Annotated in this window: 21 protein-coding genes; 5 read left to right on the forward strand and 16 right to left on the reverse strand. The window is 44.5% G+C overall.

Going from position 1 to position 22,037, the window contains the following annotated elements; all coding sequences use genetic code 11:
* Nucleotides 1-30 precede the first annotated feature (30 nt).
* From QZ918_RS24500 to QZ918_RS24515, 4 genes are all read right to left on the reverse strand, one after another.
* Nucleotides 31-4,569 (reverse strand): response regulator, encoded by a 4,539-nt coding sequence (locus QZ918_RS24500; protein WP_293339382.1) that lies wholly within the window; start codon nucleotides 4,567-4,569, stop codon nucleotides 31-33.
* Between the two features lie 500 nt (nucleotides 4,570-5,069).
* Entirely contained in the window at nucleotides 5,070-6,119 is a 1,050-nt protein-coding gene (locus QZ918_RS24505; protein WP_293339385.1) for a glycosyltransferase family 4 protein, read from the reverse strand.
* 260 nt (nucleotides 6,120-6,379) lie between these two features.
* Nucleotides 6,380-7,597, reverse strand: a complete 1,218-nt coding sequence (locus QZ918_RS24510; RefSeq protein WP_293339388.1) for an RNA-guided endonuclease InsQ/TnpB family protein — start codon at nucleotides 7,595-7,597, stop codon at nucleotides 6,380-6,382.
* A gap of 139 nt (nucleotides 7,598-7,736) precedes the next feature.
* Complete coding sequence (locus tag QZ918_RS24515) at nucleotides 7,737-10,835, reverse strand: coiled-coil domain-containing protein (protein WP_293339392.1); 3,099 nt, start codon at nucleotides 10,833-10,835, stop codon at nucleotides 7,737-7,739.
* 568 nt (nucleotides 10,836-11,403) lie between these two features.
* On the opposite strand from QZ918_RS24515, the gene QZ918_RS24520 reads away from it, so the two are divergent.
* Nucleotides 11,404-12,765, forward strand: coding sequence for an NAD(P)/FAD-dependent oxidoreductase (locus tag QZ918_RS24520; RefSeq protein WP_293339395.1), 1,362 nt, complete (start codon nucleotides 11,404-11,406; stop codon nucleotides 12,763-12,765).
* A gap of 467 nt (nucleotides 12,766-13,232) precedes the next feature.
* Here QZ918_RS24520 and QZ918_RS24525 read toward each other — a convergent pair whose 3' ends face one another.
* Nucleotides 13,233-14,087, reverse strand: a complete 855-nt coding sequence (locus QZ918_RS24525) for a lysophospholipid acyltransferase family protein (protein WP_293339398.1) — start codon at nucleotides 14,085-14,087, stop codon at nucleotides 13,233-13,235.
* Between the two features lie 300 nt (nucleotides 14,088-14,387).
* Nucleotides 14,388-15,806: a helix-turn-helix domain-containing protein gene (locus QZ918_RS24530; protein ID WP_293339401.1), complete on the reverse strand. Its 1,419-nt coding sequence runs from the start codon at nucleotides 15,804-15,806 to the stop codon at nucleotides 14,388-14,390.
* A gap of 261 nt (nucleotides 15,807-16,067) precedes the next feature.
* On the opposite strand from QZ918_RS24530, the gene QZ918_RS24535 reads away from it, so the two are divergent.
* Both QZ918_RS24535 and QZ918_RS24540 read left to right on the forward strand, forming a co-directional pair.
* Entirely contained in the window at nucleotides 16,068-16,451 is a 384-nt protein-coding gene (locus QZ918_RS24535; RefSeq protein ID WP_293339404.1) for a sugar ABC transporter permease, read from the forward strand.
* 7 nt (nucleotides 16,452-16,458) lie between these two features.
* A complete protein-coding gene (locus QZ918_RS24540; RefSeq protein ID WP_293339407.1) occupies nucleotides 16,459-17,805 on the forward strand; it encodes a caspase, EACC1-associated type in 1,347 nt (448 codons plus the stop codon).
* Between the two features lie 42 nt (nucleotides 17,806-17,847).
* Here the strand turns inward: QZ918_RS24540 and QZ918_RS24545 are convergent, their stop codons facing one another.
* The 4 genes from QZ918_RS24545 to QZ918_RS24560 all read right to left on the reverse strand — a co-directional run bounded on the left by QZ918_RS24545 (nucleotide 17,848) and on the right by QZ918_RS24560 (nucleotide 19,193).
* Complete coding sequence (locus QZ918_RS24545) at nucleotides 17,848-18,051, reverse strand: hypothetical protein (protein ID WP_293339410.1); 204 nt, start codon at nucleotides 18,049-18,051, stop codon at nucleotides 17,848-17,850.
* A gap of 16 nt (nucleotides 18,052-18,067) precedes the next feature.
* Nucleotides 18,068-18,421 carry a hypothetical protein gene (locus QZ918_RS24550; protein WP_293339413.1) on the reverse strand — a complete coding sequence of 118 codons (354 nt, stop codon included), beginning with the start codon at nucleotides 18,419-18,421 and terminating at the stop codon, nucleotides 18,068-18,070.
* Complete coding sequence (locus tag QZ918_RS24555; protein ID WP_293339416.1) at nucleotides 18,418-18,753, reverse strand: DUF5674 family protein; 336 nt, start codon at nucleotides 18,751-18,753, stop codon at nucleotides 18,418-18,420. The genes QZ918_RS24550 and QZ918_RS24555 overlap by 4 nt, the downstream gene beginning before the upstream one ends.
* A gap of 200 nt (nucleotides 18,754-18,953) precedes the next feature.
* Nucleotides 18,954-19,193, reverse strand: coding sequence for a hypothetical protein (locus tag QZ918_RS24560; protein WP_293339419.1), 240 nt, complete (start codon nucleotides 19,191-19,193; stop codon nucleotides 18,954-18,956).
* Nucleotides 19,194-19,206: 13 nt separating this feature from the next.
* Between QZ918_RS24560 and QZ918_RS24565 the strand changes: the two genes are divergently transcribed.
* Both QZ918_RS24565 and QZ918_RS24570 read left to right on the forward strand, forming a co-directional pair.
* The gene (locus tag QZ918_RS24565; protein WP_293339422.1) at nucleotides 19,207-19,536 is read left to right on the forward strand and encodes a flavoredoxin; all 330 of its coding nucleotides are present in this window, start codon (nucleotides 19,207-19,209) and stop codon (nucleotides 19,534-19,536) included.
* Nucleotides 19,537-19,549: 13 nt separating this feature from the next.
* Nucleotides 19,550-19,810 (forward strand): hypothetical protein, encoded by a 261-nt coding sequence (locus QZ918_RS24570; protein WP_293339424.1) that lies wholly within the window; start codon nucleotides 19,550-19,552, stop codon nucleotides 19,808-19,810.
* Between the two features lie 153 nt (nucleotides 19,811-19,963).
* On the opposite strand, the gene QZ918_RS24575 is transcribed toward QZ918_RS24570, so the two are convergent.
* The 6 genes from QZ918_RS24575 to QZ918_RS24600 all read right to left on the reverse strand — a co-directional run.
* On the reverse strand, nucleotides 19,964-20,482 hold the full coding sequence (locus QZ918_RS24575; protein WP_293339427.1) for a helix-turn-helix domain-containing protein: 519 nt from the start codon (nucleotides 20,480-20,482) through the stop codon (nucleotides 19,964-19,966).
* Complete coding sequence (locus tag QZ918_RS24580) at nucleotides 20,479-20,922, reverse strand: DUF6932 family protein (RefSeq protein WP_527250432.1); 444 nt, start codon at nucleotides 20,920-20,922, stop codon at nucleotides 20,479-20,481. The genes QZ918_RS24575 and QZ918_RS24580 overlap by 4 nt, the downstream gene beginning before the upstream one ends.
* A gap of 18 nt (nucleotides 20,923-20,940) precedes the next feature.
* Nucleotides 20,941-21,165, reverse strand: coding sequence for a hypothetical protein (locus QZ918_RS24585; RefSeq protein ID WP_293339433.1), 225 nt, complete (start codon nucleotides 21,163-21,165; stop codon nucleotides 20,941-20,943).
* The gene (locus QZ918_RS24590; protein WP_293339437.1) at nucleotides 21,126-21,281 is read right to left on the reverse strand and encodes a hypothetical protein; all 156 of its coding nucleotides are present in this window, start codon (nucleotides 21,279-21,281) and stop codon (nucleotides 21,126-21,128) included. Before QZ918_RS24590 ends, QZ918_RS24585 begins: the two co-directional genes overlap by 40 nt.
* 4 nt (nucleotides 21,282-21,285) lie before the next feature.
* Nucleotides 21,286-21,804, reverse strand: coding sequence for a helix-turn-helix domain-containing protein (locus tag QZ918_RS24595; RefSeq protein ID WP_293339440.1), 519 nt, complete (start codon nucleotides 21,802-21,804; stop codon nucleotides 21,286-21,288).
* A partial coding sequence (locus QZ918_RS24600; protein ID WP_293339443.1) for a DUF6932 family protein occupies nucleotides 21,801-22,037 on the reverse strand: 237 nt, incomplete at its 5' end. The genes QZ918_RS24600 and QZ918_RS24595, both read right to left, overlap by 4 nt.

Here is a 22,037-nt window from a genome sequence, read left to right on the forward strand (position 1 = left end):
GCCGGATTCAGGTTAATTGTTTTGCATTTTCTAGCTGTATTCCCGTTCGATTTTCAATGCCGTTTCGACTCTTTGATACTCGGCCTCAACTTGTTGTAAAAGCCCCGAGTCCAGCCCAGATAAAGGCTTATTTGCCTCTGTCCCCATGCGGCCCATGATTTCGAGTTCCTCGCACAACTCAAACAAGCGAAAAGCACCGAGAGTACCGCTAATCGATTTCAAAGAGTGAGCAGTTCGCCGCAAAGCTAGCGGATCGGCGTTTGACAGAGCTACAGAGATGTCTTGCAGCAGTTCGGGGGCTGTTTCGAGGTAAATGTCGATCGCCTCTTCCAAAGCTTCGACATCTCGCAATCCTTCTATAATCTTGGCACTCAGACAATCGCCATTTTCTGACAAAGTTCGATCGACATTTGATGCACTCCACCTGATGACGGAGGACGAATTGGCCATTGTCACTTGTTGATTTTCCCCAACAGCAGCATTCGTTAGCGCAGCCCTCGAAGAGGATCGCACTTCTAAATCACTTTTTCCTCCTGTCGGTTCAATCTGCGAGCTCACACAAAAAATCGGCTGCGGGCAATCGAATTCCCCATTAGAGCGAGATGTACAGGCGCTCAAAGCTCGAACCAACTCCTCAATCTCGATCGGCTTGCTCAAATAGTCGTCCATCCCCGCAGCCATGCACTCTTCGCGATCGCCCCGCATCGCATTTGCCGTCATCGCCACAATCCAAGGCCTCGTCCATTTTAAATTTTGGATTGTGGATTTTGAATTGTTAGATTGCTCATCACTACATTCAGGATTATTGTTAGATTGCTCCTGGATCAATTTGGGATTTTCGATTTGGGATTTGCCATTGTTAGATTCTCCGTCAGTTATTGAAACTTCTGATTCTTCTCTGCTATTTTCTAAATTCAAAGCTGCTGAAAATGCCTCGCGGATGCGGCGGGTAGCTTCCAAACCGTCCATTTCCGGCATTTGCACGTCCATGAGCACGACATCGTAGGGCTGGCGGCGCAAGGCTTCGAGCACTTCCATACCGTTTCCTGCCACATCCGCCCGATACCCCATCCGCTGCAAAATTTGCAAAGCCACCTTCTGATTCACCAAATGATCGTCAGCCAACAGAATCCGCAGCGGTAAATTCTCGGCCAGCACGGGTATGCTTTGCAATAAAGGCCCGCTGGTTCGCTGCACTCTAATTTCAGCAGTCTGTTTCCCAAAAATATTGATTAAAACATTGTAAAGCTGAGATTGTTTGATCGGCTTGTTCAAAAAAGCAGCAAAATCCACCTCAATCGCAGGGGTGTTAATTTCTTGTCTGCCGATCGAAGTTAGCATCACTAACGGCAACTGTTGGCACTCGGGATATTGGCGAATTTCCGCAGCTAAAGCCAGCCCGTCCATGTATGGCATTTGCATATCCAAAATTGCCAAGTCAAACACCTCTTTAGCCGCAATCCAATCCAAAGCCAAACGAGCCGAAGCTGAAGCCCTAGGCACCATTCCCCAAGACTGAGCTTGGAGAGTCAAAATTTGGCGGTTGGTCGCATTGTCATCGACAATTAAGACTCGCTTCCCAGTTAATTCAGGTTGAGTAGTGCTCAAATTAACTGGTAAGGAACTGTTGCAACCAGAAACGATCGTGCTGAAATAAAAAGTAGAGCCTGGGGATTTGGGATTTTGGTCGATCGGCTCGCTGCTGAGTAAAGATTTGCTAGAGCCATATTTTTCGGCAATTTCGCAAGATTCTTCACCTGCGATCTCAAAAACTGCCACTTTAAAATCTCCCGGAGGATTGCCAGCCAGACAACCCATACTTTGCACCCACATCCTGCCGCCCATCATTTCGGCCAAACGCTTGCTAATTGCTAAGCCCAATCCCGTACCGCCGTACTGCCTGCTCGTTGAAGAATCAACCTGACTGAAAGATTTAAACAACCGATCCATGCGATCGCACGGAATGCCGATACCAGTATCTTTAACCGCAAATTGTATTTCGTATACTTTGTGAATTGCTCGTGGTTCGCCATTAATTGCTGGCGGTTCTTGAGCGTGGATCGTGGACACTGTAAGCTTTTTGGCAGTCACCGAAACCACCACTTCTCCAGATTCAGTAAATTTAACAGCATTGCTGAGCAAGTTGATTAAAATTTGCCTCAAGCGGGCACTGTCACCGATCGCCGTTGGTGGTACGGAGCGATCGATCAAGTAACCCAATTCCAGTTTTTTTTGTGCCGCCTTAGCAGCTACCAAGTCGAGAGATTCCTCAATGCAACTGCGGATGTCAAACGGATGTTCCTCCAAGTCCAATTTGCCCGACTCAATTTTCGAGAAATCCAGAATATCGTTGATCAGCGTCAGCAAAGCATCGCCACTGCTGCGGATAGTTTCTACAAAATCGCGCTGTTCCCGACTTAAGTGGGTATCCAGCAGCAAACCTGTCATACCGATGACTCCATTCATCGGAGTGCGAATTTCGTGGCTCATGGTGGCTAAAAATTCGCTTTTGGCCTTGGTAGCTGCCAGTGCTTCGTCGCGAGCTTTTGCCAAATCTACGCCTGTTTGCTGGCGTTCTAATTCGCTGCCCACCCACTGAGCCATCAGTTTCACCAACTCTCTATCTACAGCTCGGAACGGTTCTGTCAGAGGAGTCGGAGCAAAGAAGCATAGAGTGCCGTAAACTTCACCTGCCACCGTAACGGCAGTGCCCATGTAAGCTTCGATGTTGAAGGCAGGATTGGGAGTATTGAAACACAAACCCGAAAACCTTACCGACTCAAAGTACATCGGTTCTTTTGCCATTGCTGTAGCTACGCAGAAGGTTTCTTCCAGATCGTAGATTTGTGATTTGACGATCGATTCATCGGGACATTCAACAGCCATTATTTGATAGTTGTCGCCTTGAATGTGCGACAAAATTCCCACGGAAAGGCCTAAATACCGGCATCCCATTGCCAGCAATTCTTGGAGGCGCAAATCAAAGGTAGAAAGGCGGCCCTGCGGGTCTGTACGGGGAGCAGAAGTCACTTGGTACAAAGCTTTAATTGCAGCTTCGCTTTCTCGGAGTTCTTGTTCTGTTTGCTTGCGGACGCTGATGTCGCGGGAAACGCCGATAATTTCTTGCACCGAGCCCGTTTCGGGATCTCGGATCGTGCGGCTGGTGGTTTCAAACCAAATGTAATTGCCGTCTTTGCAGCGGATTCGGTAGCTGACGGTGTAAGTAATTGGCAGCGCCAGGACTTTCGAGTGAGCTTTGGCGACGGTTTCTACATCGTCCGGGTGAAAATAATGGTTGGGGAGGCCGCCGATCAGTTCGGAAGGTTCGTATCCCAGCAAAGCTTTGCTGGCGGGCGAGACGTAGAGAAACACGCCTTTGGGGTTGTGTCTGCTAATCATGTCGGTTGAGTTTTCTGCCATCAACCGATAGCGATCTTCGCTCTTTAAGCGTTCGACTTGAGAATTGCCCAATGCTTCTAGCATTTGGTTGATGGTGTCGGCCAAGCTGCTGAGTTCATCGCCTCCTGCCATTTGAACGCGCAAGTCTGGATCGCCGTTGGCTGCGATGTTGCTGACGCTAGTGCTCAAGTCCGCCAATCTCGCCAAGACTAAATTTTCTAACAACAGCAGGGCGATCGCGCTAAATATTAAACCTACTGCCAATATCGAGAAAGTAAAGAGTTCTAGGGTAGCCTGACCTTGCCTAGAGATTACCCGGTCTACTTCTACTCGCAGCAGCAGCGCTAGCTTGCCCCGGATGTCCCGAATCAGGGCGTATCCTGCGACGACGCTGTCGCTGAGCGGCTCGATTAAAATTTCTACTGATTTGAGGTTGGAAATTTTGAGTTTGAGATTGTCCAAATCCTGCCTGGAGCGAGCCAGCACCTTAGCGCCTGGCCCGGAGTAGTTCGTGGCTCCCACTTTAAAATCTAAACTCGGCAATCTAAAATCCACTGACAGGTGAGTCAGTTCCGAAAGCAAACCAATTTCGGTGTTGTCGAGGTAGCGTGCCAGGATCAGCGTCCCCCGCGGCGGGCCTTGAGCGTTGCTGTTGACGATCGGTTTTGAGGCTATCAGCAGCGTGGCTTCTGGCAGGGTGACGACGCCTGTTTTGGCGGGGTACCCCTCCTCAGAACTTGTCTGGGACTCCAGCAGCGCCTCAGTCAAGTGCTGTTGCAAGCTTGCCGGAATTGGGATTTCGGTTTTGGATTTCAGGTCAAAACCTTTGCTGAAGATGGTCTTACCGTCGGAGTCCAGCAGCACCAATAAGTTTAATCTCAAGTAAACAAATGTCGTATTGACGAAATTTGACTTGATAAATTCCTGGTCCCGTGTATCGACAAAAGAGTACGTATCATCCCACTCGGCGTAATCTTGGGCGCTGGTGTCTAAATTCGACAAGTCATCATCTAAGGCATCCAAAGCCCGCGCGACATCCTGGCGGACGTACTGTGCCTCCAGGTTGTTAAAATCGTGCAGCAAAATGGTTGATGCAGTGGCATAGAGAACCACAATCAGGCCGATCAGAGCTGCACCGATGATTAAGAGTGTTTTTTTTCGGAGTTGCATGGCGTCGGCCTCCTCACGGTTTTCTTAGGCAACTAGCCTGGGGAGGTTGGAGACGTAGGTTGTTTAGCATTGGCGATCGCAGGGCCTGCGTGTTTTGACTGTTGTGGGCGGATTTGCAAAAGCCCTCGGTATTTCCAAGGTATCGGGTATTTAGCCCCCCACAGTCAGTGTAGTATTTTCACATCTTTAGTTCCCTTCATTATGCACAACCGATCGCCTGCTAGTCATGACCCAACCGTGATTTTCTCAGATTGGGGCGATCGCCCAAAACAATTAAGATTTGATACTGCCGTATATTTGGGGAGGGGCGGCTGGTTTTACCGATGATGGGGGAGAACCCAAATTATTGTTGTTGTTGCTGGGAGTTCTATTTTTCCTTCATAAAAAATAGAAACTGGAAAACCCTTAGTTTAATGAATCCCCAGCCGCCCAATCGGTCTAAAAATATGCGCTTGATATTCAAGCGCATCAAAAAATTTACTTAACTTTTTAATTTGCAATTAGATTGAAGTCAGTCGCGCTGCAAGAACCTCAATATAATGTTCGCTATTGTGTTTTTCGATCGCTAATTCATAACCGCATTTTGCTTGTGCTTCCGTTTCTTCGGGATTGTTTAATAGTTTCGCGATCGCATCTCGCAAACCTTTCGCATCCCCTGGATTAACCACTGTAGCGGTACCAGGATATGTAAGATAATCAGCCAACCCTTGAGTTTTGGTCACCACCACCGGCCGCCGACAGGCCATCGCCTCTAACACCGAGGTCAATCCAGCACAGAACTTACTCTCTGTAACGGTGACAGCAACTAGATCCGCATCGCGGTAGAGTTGCACCAAATCAGGCCAAGAATAGAATTTGCGTGACATATTTGCTGGCAAAGTTTCTGGGAAAGCCTGGGCCATTGCGATCGCATCCTTCGAGAAACCGCTAATCTTTACATCAACATCAAGATCCGCTGTCGCTTCCGCGAGGAGTCGATAGTCCCGTTTTTCCAGGCCAACACTGGCAATAATTGGGCGTTGGTGATTGGGCGTTGAAACACCAGGGGTGAAAAAAGCTGTATCTGTCTGTTCTGGTAACATCAACAAGCGACTTTCCGACACTCCCAAATTACGGAGGAAATCTAACTGAAGGCGGGTATTACTTATAAACAAGTCAATATTGTCGGCCAATCGCAACAGTTTCATCGCCAAGCGGCCTCGTGGTCGATCTATGTTGTGGAAAAATACAGCAATTTTTGGTCGGTTGCGCTTAGCTCCGCAAAGCGTTGCTATGGGAATACCCACATCTTCACCAGTGCAGTATATCGTATCATTGCTGTCAAGTGACTCAGACAGTTGGCGGGCTAGTGCCCAATGTTCCGGGCGACTAGAAATTTTAGAGCGTATCTTGTCAAAAAATGACACCGGATGGCCTGACGGTTGATGGATAGTCGCCCCCAGCCGCTGGCTGATTCCCCACATCACATGGCGCGGACAAAGGCCAACTTCAGCATCGTGGGCGATAGTTTCTAGATCGATCGAGCGACCTAAGGCTAAATGGTACTTCACAGCGTCTTCCTTAAAAGATAAATAAAATAAAATTTTAACCTGTCTGGACTATTATATTTGACAATAGTCCAGACAGGTTAAAATTTCTGACCCTGAAACACTCTATTTTCCCTTGGTAGCTCGATTCTCGAATCGCCTTGAAACGCTTTTGACACTCCCCGGTCTGAAGACGCGGGGATTCTTAAGGACAAACTTTGGGGGATGAATCCGCCCAAAGTTTAATTCTTAAAGGGTTAGTCAGTAACCCGCTACCCACTCGCTCAATTATTGAGTCTATGGCAAATGATTGATTTCCTAATGATGTTTGCCGCACCGTTAACATCTGCATTCAGAATTAATTTCTGAGCAGAACGGTACAAACCTCGTTTAATTCTTTTACCAGACGGTTGCCAATTGTCGGGTTTTTCACCAACTTTCACTGGCAGTACGTCTCGATCCAAGAAGCTAGCTTTTGAGGTGTAGGATTCGTCTTGCTCTACAAATCTCCATCCCCTGAGAGCGCACTCTTGTTGTAGTCTATCTTTGACTTTAGCTGTGGGTATTTGGACAAAGTTTTGATTAGTATTTTTTCCCATATTGACTTCTTGCTTCTGTCCTTTATTCCAGCCAAAAACTACGACATTGATTTGGTGATTTTCGCAATACCCTATTATGCTTCTAACTGCTTTATTTACTGCATCTCTCATCCTTCTGCCGCGGGTTTCTGACAACTGTTGCAGTCTTTTTGACGAGAAACCTTTGGGTAACTTGTATTGAGTGTGCGCCGATTGCACTCGCGCTTTTTCCTTATTAAACCACTGGTTCCAAGACTTCAGCTTTCGACCATCAATGATGAAAGGCTTACTATTACTAGAAACACAAGTCAACCAGTTATTGATGCCGTGGTCGATTCCCAAAACCCCTGTTACTTCCAGACTACAACTAGCGGCTTGTTCAGTTAGACTTTCATAAACATACTCAAGCCAGACTTCGCCATTTCTAGGGATTAGCCTGAGTTCTTTAATCTGGCAATCTTTCAGTCTTTCTGGTAAAGTCACCCAGAGCGCATCTGTCCCAAAGTGTTCTTTGCCTTTGGTTCCTAAAGGCAATCGTACCCGATTACCCACTATTTTTAAAGCTTGACCAGGATAGGAAACTTGGTACATCGCCCCTTTAGTCCTGTACTTGGGTAGCCTCGGTTTTTGATTAAGCTCTCCTTTCTTGGCTAACTTTTGTAGGGTTCGGAAAGAGCTAAAGGATTCAGCGACCGATTTTAAAGATTGTTGCGCGACTTGCGAGTAGAGTAAGCCGTAATTCTCGTTGCCTTTGGCAATTTTGTACAAATCTGGGTATTTAATTGCACCTTTGTCCTTAAAGTACCGTTGCCGACTTTCGTAAGTCCCGACATTAAACAGATTGTTTGACCACTTCAACAGTTGCTCGACAATGGTTTTGTCGAGTCCTGTTAAATGCCACAGGTCTCTTTGTACTGCGTACATTTTTTTTTACCCTCCTTGATTGATTTTACTAGAATTGGTAAATATTTAACTGGCAGGATAAATCCTCAAATCCCCTTTCATCCCTGGACTAAAGTCGCAGGGTTTTCAGGGTATTTCTTATAAACTGTCCGAAGTATTGTTACCGGATGACGGCTAAAGCACCAGCGCCCGCAGCCGCAGCCGCCGAGGTAAGAGCCGTGAAAAACAGCCACCAAGATGCAACTTCGGCTGCTTTTCGGGTTTCTTCGGCTTGTTTTTCGGCTTGCAACTTAATGCTTTCTAGGCGAAGCTGGGCTTCTTGCTGCAAGCGTTCTGCTCTTTGCAAGACGGTATTTCTGCTTTTTTCAATTTGGTCGATCAAGCGGTTCGCATCTGCTTCGGAAATGTCCTCGCGCGAACTAATTAGGGCTACTAAAGTATCGCGGTTGAAATGACCGAGGCGATCGCGCAAAGCATCAAATCCGGCTTGCGGATCGTCAAATAACTTCCGCACGTCCCGCGTAATGCCTTCATAATTGAGTTCCGGGCGATCGAGCGAATTGAGATAATCGCGAATTTTTCCAAGAATCCCGTCAATTACCGATTGAATGCCCTCCTGAATTTTCTGAATTTGCAGTGCGAATTTGTCGCGCACCGACAAAATTTGATCGACAATGCGAGCAGCTTCTGCTTCCGAAATATCCGGGCGCTGAGACAGCAGAGAAACCATAGTAGCTCGATCGATGTGCGATAGCCGTTCGCCCAAACTGTAAGCGCCGACTTTTGGATCGTGCAGCAGCAGTTGCAAGTCCCGCTTGATGGCTTCGGGATTTAATTCATCCTTGCCGGTATTTCGCAAATAATCCTCTAAAATGCTCTGAAAATCCTGGACTTGAGTTTGCACCCGCTTCGCCAAACGGCGCGGCGCTTTCACGATCGATCCTAGAGTTTCTTGCACTTGGTCGATAATTTGATTGACTTGTTCCTCGGTCAAATCTTCTCTCTGAGAAAGCAGCTTGACCAAAGTATCGCGATCGACCTGAGAAAGGCGGCCGCGCAGCGCTAAAGCCCCTTCCTTGGGATTTTCCATCAATTTGGTCAAATCCCGCTTAATCCCTTCAGGATTGAGTTCTTCCTTGCCAGTCTTTCGCAGGTAATCTGCCAGGGCGGTGGTAGTTTGGTCGTACTGATCCTTAGCTTTTTCTGCCAGCTTTTGCGGTGCTTCCAGCGCGCTGTGCCAAGTTTCTTCGGCACTGTCGAGAAGCTGATTTACTTGGTCTTCGCTGAGGTCTTTTCGCTGAGCTAGCAATTTTACCAAAGTTTCGCGATCGAACTTAGAAGCTCTAGCTTTTAGCGCCCAAATTCCCGCTTCCGGGTTGTCCAGCAGCGTTTTGAAATCGCGTTTGAGCCCTTCGGGATTGAGTTCTTCTTTGCCCGTAGACTTCAAGTATTCTTGTACTTTTTGCCACTGATTGTCTAGTCGGACTTGCGCTGCTTCTTGCAGACCTTTAGCATCTGCTAAAACTACATCTCGCGTCCTTTCCAACTCTTTAACAATCTGTTCTACTTCTTGGAAGCCGAAGCCTTCGCGACCTCTGAGGATTTGCACAAAACTCTCGCGGGTGTATGGAGAAAGCCGATCGCGCAACTGTTCGTAATTCGCATCAGAATCCTCTAAAATTTTCTTGAAATCGCTTCCGATACCTGCTGCTGTCAGTTCTGCTTTCGGCGTCAGCTTCAAATAAGTTTCCAAGCGCCACTGCAAATCGCGAGCTTTTTCTTGCTCCTCCGCAAAAATAGCAGTTTGTAAAACTCGCTGTCTGATTCCTTCTAATTCCTGGGAAATTTCTTTAATTTTGTCTTGGGTAAAAACGCCTCGACTTGCCAGAATTTCCGCAAACTTAGACTGATTTAGTTTTTCCAATTCGCGGCGCACACTTCCGGGATCGGCCGTTGGATCGTAGAGCACGTCACGAAATTCGCGTTCGATCGCGGTAGGGTTCATCTGCCACGAATAAGTGTTGAGCAAGTAGTTTTCTACGTCAGCGCGAATCGGGCTGTAAGTTTCTGGTTCGCCTTTGACTTGAGCGGTAATTTTATCAGCTTGCTGGCTAACTTTGTCCTTAGCTGTTTTGAGCTGACCAATTAATTTTTCCACATCTAAGTCAGAAATATCCGTGCGACCCAAAACTATTCCCATTAAAGCATTGACTGCCATTGACGTTGCTTGGGACATCATTGTGGGGTTTTGTCCGGAATTTTGACCGCCCAGATTGCCGAGAACTTTTTCTACCCTACTTGTCAGCGTATCTGAGAGCAAATCTCCCGATTTTGCTGATTTTAGATAATCTATTAATTGGGCGATGCCGTCTGATTTCTGGTCTTGTTTTCCTACTTGTTTCCAAGCATCTTGGAGTTGGTCTACAATCCGGTTGACATCGCGTTTTGACAAGTCCGATCGCGAACTGACTAAATCTACCAGAGTTTGGCGATCGAGATTCGGCAAATTTTCGCCCGCAATGCTTTTGAGTTGCGGATCGTTGAGCAATTTTTCAAACTCGCTACGCATCGCTTTGATGTCTAATTCCGGCGGTTTGAGGGCTTGGATGTAGTCTTCGACGTTTTCGCGCAAGCTTGTAGGGTCGATCGCGCTACCGAGCTCGTGGCCCACTGCTGCTGCTGCTGCTTTCGCCGTGGCGACTACTTGATTGCTAGCTGCTTTGGCGCCCAGGGCTGCGGCTGCGGTGCCGAAAATAGCTTGAACGCCTGATGTTGCGGTGTTAACCACGGAACCAATCAGGGAACCGACGGTGGTGGAGCTCACCCAGACGAGGAGTGAGAAATAGGCCCCCCACACGACTAAACCGACGATCGCACCTAAACCAGGACTGCTAATCAAGCTAAGCTTAACTGCTAGCAAGCAGGCGAAGAAGAGGGCAACGGTGACGGTGATTAGAGTCCAAGTACCGACTTTGCGCCCGATGTGGCGGACGGGACTACTGCTATCAGATTTGTGTCCATCGTCGTGGGATTGTCCGATGTAGGAAAGGCCTGCGGCTACTGACAAATTTGTCAGCAAGAGTTGGAAAGCGCAGGCGAGCACGACTCCAGATATTAAGGCGATAAAAAATTGCGGCCCGGAATAAAGGAGTGCTGCATCTTCTACTCTGCTTGTTGTTGTAGTCTGTTCTACAGGCACTTGAGCCAGCCAGAACCCGATGTTATACAGTTGTGGATTAATTGGCAAATTTTGAAACATAGTATATTCCTCGTATATTCCTCGTTAAAGGGTGGGTGCGGCGCGATCGGCGAATGTATAGTTTTAGTCTCGTACCCCTAAAGGCAAGCATCGCCTTATTGACGAGCTAAAACATCCCCCTACAGTCGGAAGTGTATAAATATGTCTGCGGCCTGCTGTTGATTGAGAGATAATTGTGCTATAGCAATCCTAAATGATTCATAAAGATTTGTAGGGGTAGTGGATGGTGCGTGCCTACCCCAGCAGAATCCGGGCAACCACGGGGGGATTGCCCCTACAAGAAACTATGCAAATGATTTAGGATTGCTATATGTCAGTTTTGTTTGGTTTGTGAAGTAGATTTTTTTAACGAACCGCAGAGGACGCAGAGAACGCTGAGGAAGAGAAGAGAGAGCAAAAAATTGTGAGTCGTAGGGTGCGCCGCCCTCAAAAATACCTAAATAAATATCAACAATCTCATAGCGACGCACCTGTGTAATCGCTCGGAGACTGTAAACAAACGCCACGCTTGTTTGGTACAAAAATTTGTAAACATGGTATTAGTTATGAGCCTTGAAAGGATGGAATAATGCAGCGAGAAAGTCATGCAATTATTATTGGCGGCAGTCTAGCAGGACTGTTGGCCGCTAGAGTATTAGCAAAACACTTCGATCGCGTAACTGTGATCGAACGAGATTTTTTTCCCGAAAAACCCGCACCCCGCCCCGGTATTCCTCAATCCCGACACCTGCACATCCTTTTGACTCGGGGAAAAATCATCCTAGAACAGTTGTTTCCCGGCTTAGAAAACGAACTGATAGCTGCTGGTGCTCCGAGGTTAGATCCGAAGTCGATCGCCTGGCTTAGTCCCGCAGGTTGGGCGACACATTTTACCCCGGATCCCGATGATTTAGTTATGTTCAGTCGGGATTTACTCGATCGCCAAATTCGCCGTCGCTTGACAGAAAATACGAACGTGCATTTCCTGGAAGGAGGGACTGTAACAGGGTTGCTGGCGAATACTCAGGGCACGGCGATTGCTGGGGTGTCGGTGAGGAAGCGCGATCGGCAAAACCCAGGTAACATCAATGAAGAGAATTTGAATGCAGATTTAGTAGTCGATGCTAGCGGCAAAGTTTCTCAAACACCTAAATGGTTGAAAAAAATCGGCTATGAATCTCCGCCAGAAACGGCGATCAATGCTTTTGTCGGCTATGCTACCCGCATCTATGAATCCAGCGGTAAATTGTCAGATACAGCGCCTGTATTTGTGTCAACTGCACCGCCATTTCGCACTCGCGGCGGTGCACTTTTCCCGATTGAGGGGAATCGCTGGCTGGCAATTATGGCTGGGGGCGATCGCGATTATCCACCCGCCGATGAAACAGGTTTTGTTGAATTTGCGCGCACTCTGCCAACTCCGATGATTTATGATGCGATTAAAGATGCAAAGGCGATCGCACCTGCGTATAGTTATCGAGGTACAGAAAACCGTTTGCGCCATTACGATCGCCTCTCGCGTTATCCTGAAAACTTGGTAATTGTCGGCCATGCAGTTTGTGCTTTCAACCCAGTTTACGGCCAAGGAATGACTGTTGCTGGATTGGATGCTATGATGCTGGATGAATGTCTGCAAAAACAGCGTCAGCAGCATCCTGAAGGCGATTTAACAGGCTTTGGGCGACATTTTCAACAAAAACTCGCAAAATTGCATACTGTTCCTTGGACGTTTGCGATCAGTCAGGATTCGCGCTATCGAGGAAGTGAGGGTGCGAAACCAAACTTGGCTGCGCGACTGACAATTAATTACATGGATCTGGTGTTAAAAGCGTTGACTACAGATGCGAAAGTTTGTCAAGCTTTTTTGGAAGTGCTACACATGATTGAACCACCGACGATTCTTTTTCATCCTAAAATTGCGGTAAAGGCGATCGGGCAATTAGGTTCGTAGTGAGGACTTCAGTCCTCATCAAACTCGACGAAACCAAACTTTCAATTACAAACTTACTGATAAAAATCCCTCAGACAAAGGACTGAAGTCCTTACTACAAACCAGGTTCGTAGTGAGGACTTCAGTCCTCATAAAACTCGACGAGACCGAACTTTTAACTACAAACTTACTGATAAAAATCCCTCAGACAAAGGACTGAAGTCCTTACTACAAACCTGGTTCGTAGTGAGGACTTCAGTCCTCATCAAACTCGACGAAACCAAACTTTCAATTACAAACTTACTGATAAAAATTTCTCAGACAAAGGACTGAAGTCCTTACTACAAACCTGGTTCGTAGTGAGGACTTCAGTCCTCATCAAACTCGACGAGACTAAACTTTTAACTACAAACTTACTGATAAAAATCCCTCAGACAAAGGACTGAAGTCCTTACTACAAACCTGTGTATTTATACTTTAGGCAATTCTCAATTTCCAACCAAACAATCTAATTCCCGTTGCATTTCGGTGGTAACTCGATCGAAACAAGCATCGACATAATCGCGATCGCCCGCAGCATCTTTACCGTACCTCTCAAATACAATCGGTTCGCACACGCGAGTCCGAATTTGCACGGGAAAAGGCAGATTTGGCAAAGGCCCAATACTCAACCCCCAAGGCAATCCCAAATACACCGGAAATACTACCGGATCGATGCCCAACAACCACGGCATCCCCAATTCATGCAATTGTTTTGCTTGTTCGTACAAATCGGCCAAAACGATTAAAGTATCGTGGGCACCGTGCGATATAATTGGTACAATTGGCACTTCTTCTCGCAATGCTAACTTAATAAATCCCTTACGCCCAGCAAAGTAGATTTTATTTCGCAAGTGATGGGGACGAAAAGTATCTTCGGCGCCACCAGGATACACCAGAACCGGGGCATTTTTTCGCAAAGCTGCGATCGCCATTTTCGGATGTGCTTTGATCGCGCCGCACTGCACCGCCATACCAGCGACATCAGGAGAAACTTCCCAAACCGTCGGGTGCATCAATCCGTAGGCCAAGCGTTCCGTACCGTATCTGTGGAACCATTCGTATAGGAACATAAACATATCAGGAGCGGCGATTCCCCCGTTGTGAGAGCCGACAACGAGCATTTTTCCGCTCGCGGGGACGTGGTGCCAGCCGTCGCTTTGGACGCGAAAATAGTAGCGGTACAGCCATTCCCAGAGCGGCAGCATTAGTTTAATGAAGTCGGGATTGCGATCGTCCAAAGATAAACCGTCAAAGCGAGATGTTTGGCTGTTGTTTCTGGGGCTGGATGCAGAATATTTCATTGATTGGTGCTTAAGTGCGATCGGCGGCAAAAAAGTATTGTTTTAGTATTGCAAATTCTTGGAAATTGACATATACTTTATTTATAATGGGAATTGGAGACTTAAAAATAAAAAACTCAGTATTTCCATTATTCTATATACATTCTCATAGTACAGCAAAAGACCGAGAAAAGTCAACACCATATTAGGCGATTTTTAACAGTTAAATCATAAATTCTTGGACATACAGCAGTTCTCAGAAAGATAAGGTATGTTGTTGGGCTTCAGCCCTCTTAGTTTAAGGATTGTGTGTGGTGTCAGTTATACCTCATATTTTTGAGAAAGGCTATACTGCCTCAAGACAGGTGGCAAAGTATAAAAACTTCCAGTTTTGTCAATGAAGCAACGCCGCGATAAAGATTGTAGGGCATTGAGCAAATCTGGCGATCGCACAGTGCCATATTCGAGTAATTTTGCCAAGTTGACTGGTTCGCTTTCCCTACAAAACAAGGAGAGGACTTGTTTTTCTATTTCCGATAAGCGACTAAACTGCTGCTGTAAAACATCTTTCAAATCTTCGGGCAACAAAATTGTATCATTTAACAATAACTCATTCGCGCCAATTCCCAACTCTTGAATCAGAGTCGCCACGCTTTTTAACCATAACGGATTGCCTTGGTAGCGGTGAATGAGTATTTCGCAGTTCTCGATTTCTGTTAATCCTTTATCTCGGAGTATTTCCCGCGCGGCCGCAGTGTCTAAGCCTGTGAGTTGTAAAATACGAATGGGAGTATTTTCGCTGGTGAGTTGAGGAACTTCTTTGGGTGGTTCCCAACCGATGAGCAGGAAGCAACTTTGATGGGATAATTTTTCTATTTGTTTAAATAAAGAGCGATATTCTTCGTATCCAGGTTTATATTTTCCTGCAAATTCGCCGCTGCTGAACAAATTGTGAATGTCATCTAAGACTACTAAACACCGATGTTTTTGTAAATATTTAATTAGGGGTAATGCTTTCTGGTTGGTTGTGGGGGAATCTTGCTTTTGGGACTGCGAGAAAAACTGGATTAAGTTGGCTTCAAATTCACCGATGGTGGGGGATGTGTAGAGATTGCACCAAATGACGCATTCAAACTCGTCTTTGATTTGTTGTACGAGTTGTACTGCTAGGGCTGTTTTGCCGGTGCCACTGATGCCGGTGATGGTTATGAGGCGGCTGTTTTGTTGTAGAATCGAGGTTGTGAGGGTTTGGAGTTGTGGGGTGCGATCGAAGAAAGCACATAATTCCGGCATCTCACTTAAATCTTGATGTGAAGTTTTAGTTTGTTTTGAGTTAGATGTTTCCTGATTGGATGAGTGTGAGTTTGGTTTATCTTGTGGATGTCTGGTTTCACCACAAATGTTGAAACTACCAATTGCTAAAACATCTTTTTCAAAACTTCCAATAGCACCAACTTCTTTTTCAAAATTCGCCCCATTTGAATATATAAACCTTCCCATCGTAGAGCGTACATTTGACTTACTAACATCTTCTCCTAACTCCTCTGAAAGTATCCGCCATAATTCCGCTCCAATTTCCCTGATGCGACTTTCAGAACAGTCAAATTCCTTAGCCATTTCTTTGTATGTATCCCGTTGTAGAGTGCCTAGCAGCACCGCTTCTTGTAAATCATCAAGGTGCTGACCAGTTTGAGCGAAGACTATCTTATTCGCGAGATTTAACATTTCTTTAAGATTCATCTAGCAGGGAGAAGCGAGAGTTTTGTGTATTATAGCTTACATTTTACCGCTTTTTAGTACTTTTTCGTACAAAACCATATTAAATAAAATGAAAATCGGAAAAACTTTTAGGCAAAATAGAACAATTTTTTGCTAGACAAAGCTTTAATTTTCAAGGACAATAAAAATATCAAGTTGTTTATTGCTATTAAAAGTCAGGTAATAAATATATCTAGTATGGAATATAGCAGCTAAACTTAGAAGTTTTTACACGGAGTTAAGATGACAGAGCAAGTTCCCATAAAAATTATTATTGTTCTTCAAGATCAAGAGCTTGATGATGCAAATTTGCAAGAGTTCACTGAGATTTTATGCCAACAAATTACCGAGGTAGATGGTGTTGATCAAGCTAATCTAGTAGCCGTTGAGACACCGCCAGAGGGGTCTAGAGCTTTAGGCGGTTTCTTGCTCGGCATACTAACAGCAGAAGTTAACCCTGTAAATATCAAGACTCTGTTTATATTTTTATCGGATAGATTGGGTGGAAAAACTATAAAGATGAGCATTGAAGCTCCTGATGGCAGAAAACTCAATGTTGAAGCAAGCAGCCAAGAGGAATTTGAATTCGCAGTTCAACAAGCGAAGAATTTTATAGACAAGGTGTAAATTATTAATGACAAAATATGCTTTATTGATTGGAGTTAGTAATTATGAGACTCTACCAAATCTTCAGGGACCAACTAAGGACATAAAAGAAATCAGCAAACTCCTACAAAATCCTAACATAGGAGAATTTATTCCAGAAAATATTACACTCCTTGAAGATCCCGAGCGTGAGGAAGTTGAAAATGCAATTTATGACTTATTTGATCGTCCTAAAAAAGGCGATTTAGTCCTATTTTACTTTGCTGGGCATGGCATTACTGATATGCTTGGTCAGTTTTATTTGGCAGCTCGTCGTACTCGTAAAAACAAAGAAAAATTAAGAGATATAACCGCTATATCAGCCAAATATTTGCAGGAAAAAATGAGTCAAAGTCTTTCCGAGCGACAAGTGATTATTCTTGATTGCTGCTTTAGTGGCGCTTTTACTAAAGGCATGACTGCCAGAGCTAGCGGTAAGGTCAACCTTGAATACTTAGGAGGCAAAGGACGTGCCGTATTAGCTTCATCAACATCTACTCAGTATTCTTTTGAACATAAAGAATCCGGTTTGGGAATTTACACACATTATTTACTAGAAGGAATCGAAAATGGAACTGCCGATAGAGATAAAGATGGGTGGATATCGGTTGATGAACTTCACGAGTATGTAAGTAGCAGAGTCAAAGAATATTGCATAGGACAGGGCATCGATCCTCCAATGACTCCAGAAATCTATTCTGTCAAAGAGGGATACAAAATTCATCTTGCGAAAGCTGATCGCATTAGATTTTCTCTTATATCCTTTTCATCACCAATTGACTCTAGGAAACTCAACGCCGATTTTAAGTGGCATCAAGGGGATTCAATCAATAGCAAGTATTTTTTACTTGACAATGGTTCGCTGAGAATAACTACGACTGGACATACAGATCAGTCCAACGATCAAAATTCAGCACCATCAATTGCTTATTCTGTGAATGGGAGCTTTGAAGCAGAGGTTCAGATAAAATTTAGTTCAACTATCAACTATCAACGTGCAGGATTTGGAATTAGATATTCACTTAATCAATATGAATATTTACGTATTCAAATATTGGAGCATGAGCGTGTTGAGATATTAGTAAATAGATTAAAACAAGGACGTGTGCTGGCTACATCAATCTATCACAATGAAGTTGTTGTTTTTAAGATTAGAAGATTGAAAAATAAAATTCGATTGTTTTACAGCTCTGATGGCGACGAATGGTTTAGTATGTGTGATGAGCAACAATTAGAAGTTCCTAATGAAGCTGAATTATTTCTAAATGTTCTTTCAGCCCATAATTCAGATGAAGCAGTTGCAGATTTTAGCAACTTCAAATTAATATACCTTTAACAGCCAAATTCTAAAAATGTTGAGTAGATCGCCCTTCACGCATCAAGAGCGATCGCCCTTTCTTTCTTCTGATAACCGATCGCCCTTCACACCCAATACCAAACAGTACGATGATTCTACGGAGTGCGATCGCCCTTTCTTCTTTCTGATAACCGATCGCCTAAAATAAAAGAGCGATCGCCCTTCACACCAAATACCAAACACTGCCATGATTGCGCGGAGTGCGATCGCCCAATCACGCATCAAGAGCGATCGCCCTTATCTAATTCCCAGCCAACAAACCCGACATATTCAGCACTTTTTCTGACCAAATCTTTCCCTCTTCCGCAAATCTCATTCGTTGTTCCGCATCCTCCCAAATCCCACTCCAAGAATATTGCCAGCAAGCTAACTGAATCTGCAACTCTACTAATTCAGCAGCTATTTCTATCTCTGCATGGGGAGCTGTCCATTCAATAAACAGCTTACTTTCTTGCAGCAGACTTTCAATTATCGCGCCATTAGCTGGATTTTGACAGCGAGATTTAATTCGTGCCAAATTTGATGCTAAATTTCCCAAACGAATCGGTAATTCGTCTCGCAAATAGCGTTCCTTTAAAGCATTCCAATCTCTCATAATCCTCCTAATAACCGTTGAACGATCTGAGCAACTTGTTGTCTAATCATCGGATCTTGAATTTCCATCGAACGATTGTTCTGACGTGGACGGATATTGATGAGAGATTCATATCCTACTTCTTGTGTCACTGGATACCAATCTGCTCCCCAAATATCTACCTGCTTGCTCCCATTTTCGAGCAATACAGCTTCGCAATCAGCATGAAGTTCTCCACCACCTGCCAAAATTCCCCGTTCAATATCTACTGCTAGTTTAATATAACTGCTAAGAATTTCTAACATTTCTTCAAGTTGCTCTTGAGTCGCACGCTCTTGAATCAAATTAATCATCTCTGTGTATGCTTTCTATAGTATCTTTAAGCTCAGCGGGCATTTGTTTAAATATACCATTCCATCAAATATCCGATCGCAGTTTCATTGTTTCTATATCAGATTCCAGAAATTTCGAGCAATTCTAGTTTACCTCAAAGATGTTCGCCTTTACCAGTATCTTGACCGATCGCCCTTTCTTTCTTCTGATGAGCGATCGCCTAAAATGAAAGGGCGATCGCCCCTCGCACCAAATACCAAACACTGCGATGATTGTACGGAGTGCGATCGCCCTTTCTTTCTTCAGATGAGCAAGAGCCTAAAATGAAAGAGCGATCGCCCCTCGCACCAAATACCAAACACTGCCATGATTGCGCGGAGTGCGATCGCCCATCACACATCAAGAGCGATCGCACTATGGGCAAACATTTTTGGTAATATATAGTGCGTACTTGAATCAAATAGTCTACATTTGTGGAAATAATTCCAAACGAGGCCTTAGTAGTTCGTGGCGGTCGTAATCGTCCAGAAGATATTAAACGCAGCACCGGAACTCACCCCAGCGGCATCACGGGTATTTCTGTAGAATGTGCAGTAGAATTATCTGTAGCAGAGTTAGCAATGACAATCCCTCATGGACAAGTTGGTGTGACGACAGTGAGTGAAGTGCGATCGTCCAATGGAGATGTCATTCGTACTTCTGGTAGAAGCCCAAACCATGCAACATTAACTGGCTTAACACCAGAACAAACAAGTATGCTGCTGACACCAACGATTGCTAACCCATCAAAACAATCATCCTGAGTAGAGCAAAAATATGAATTATCCCAGAATCTTTGCAGACTTTCATAATGCAGATGAACAAGGTCGCCTTCGCCTAAATTGTGTTGGTACGATTGAAGATTTGAGTCGCCAAAATATTAAGTTGCAAGATGGTCAATTGCTAGCATTGTATGACGAAGAGTTAGAAGTCGATGGCGTGGTTCAATATTCAGAAGAGGAAAATCTTTGGGTTGCGGCAATTGATTGGAAACAAATTAAGCAGGTAGAAGATATGCTTGTTCAAGCAACAGTCTAGTTCGATCGCCCCTCGCACCCAATACCAAACAGTACGATGATTGTACGGAGTGCGATCGCCCTTTCTTTTTTCAGATAACCGATCGCCTAAAATGAAAGAGCGATATCCCTTACTATTTTTTTAATTAGGGCATTTTTTAATCTACCCCAAAATTTACGATGCTTTACTTACCATCTTCATTCTTTTTTTTCTACGTTTCTCTGCAATTTTTTTGCCAATTTCTACTTCCCCAAAATCCACCCACATCACAGCCGTTTTAAACTCCACACCCAAAGCCGCGCTAACTTCAAGAAGTTCTATAAAACTAGCACATTGATAATTTTTATCCTCACATTGCTTAATTCGCTCCGGGTCAATTCCTATAATTTCTGCTAGTTCTTGCTGGGTAATTTTGGCTGCCATCCGAGCTTTTATCAAAGCAAATGGCAACTCAGTTAAATTATCAACTGTAATTTCAATTGACTGACTTTTGTCACAATTTATCAATCTTTCATATTCAGCTATTTCCGCTTCCAACTTATCTACATGACATTGCAAAGCACCTCGCCCTGCGTCCCATTTCAGAAAATCTTTTCTTTTCGCTTCTTCATCTCGCTCCATCGCTGCAATAGATTTTTTAAATTTTTCTACCCATTCTTGACTGACTTCATACTCTAATTCATCTTTAATCATGGTTCCCACCTCATTACATCTATAGCTATGATTCCTTTCTTCCTTTGTCTTCTATCCTTTTGAAAAAATTCAAAAGAATTGTCCCCGTAATTACCTACAGGTTGGTCGGAGGGAAAAATCTCCCCTCTATACTTAGCTTTTTGGGCATTCCGATCGGAATGATTGAACAATCGAGGGGCATTAACTCTGAGATGATTCATGTCTACAGTTTCGCGATCGTAACAAGCATCAAAATCGTTAGGCTCTGGTTCGCTGGTGACGAAACTACCATTAATATAAATAGTCCTACAGCCTGCTGCTTTTAATTGCGTCATTGCCAGTTCCAATCCATCGATCATCCGCTCTCTTTTATAATTCGTACCAAATTTTTTATTAAACTCCTCCCATTCACAAAAATGAACTCCCGGTGGTAGATTGCCGTTTTCATCGAATTCTGGAATCTCTTGCTCACACTCATTTCACACATTAACGATTCGTCTCTCGATCTTACCATAGTTATCATTATAACTCACCACTATCCAGACGACAGACTCGCTATAGGTGTAGAGGAACGGATTGAGCGATCGCCCCTGACACCAAATACCAATACTGCGATGATTGTACGAAGAGCGATCGCCCTTTGTTGTTTCTGATGACCGATCGCCTAAAATGAAAGAGCGATCGCCCTTGGCACCAAATACCAAACACTGCCATGATTGCGCGAAGTGCGATCGCCTAAAATGAAAGAGCGATCGCCCTTATCTAATTCACCGCCAACCAACCCGACATATTCAGCAGTCTTCTTGACCAAATCATCCAAATCTTTAGGCTGTTTTACTTGCCTTCTCCCTTTTTCGTTTGCGCCGTTCTGCTACTGTTTGCTTGGTAAACTCTATTTCCTCAAAATCTACCTGCATTACCGCCGTTTTAAACTCCAAACCCAAAGCCAAGCTAATATCAAGAATTTCCGTCAAAGTCGCGCTTTGATAATTTTTTTTCTCGTATTCCTTGATGCGTTCTGGGTCAATATCCAAAGTTTCCGCTAGTTCTTCCTCACTCATTTTAGCTGCCATTCGAGCTTTAATTAAAGCATCCGACAGTTTATTGAAATTCTCAACTACAATTTCGATCGGCTTGCTCTTGTCCCACGCCATCAATCTTTCATATTCAGTTATTTCTTCATGTAATTGATCCAAATGGCATTGTATGACACTTCGACCGGATTCCCATCTGGGAAAGTCCTTTCTTTTTGCTTCTTCATCTCGCTCCATTGCTGCTATAGTTTTGTTGAACTTTTCTACCCATTCTTTGGTGACTTCATACTGTAATTCATTTTCGATCATGGTTCCCACCTCATTAAATCTATCGCTATAATTCCTTTCTTATTTTTGTCTCTGTCAAGTTGAAAAAATTCAAAGGAATTTTGACCGTAATTGCCTACAGGTTCGTCGGAGGGAAAAATCTCCCCTCTATACTTAGCTTTTTGGGCATTTCGATCGGAATGATTGAACAATCTAGGAGCATTCATTCTCAAATACTCCCTATCTAGAGTTTCGCGATCGTAACAAGCATCAAA

Origin of the sequence: Microcoleus sp. CAWBG58 (assembly GCF_020883045.1) — a bacterium.
Classification (GTDB): Bacteria; Cyanobacteriota; Cyanobacteriia; order Cyanobacteriales; family Microcoleaceae; genus Microcoleus.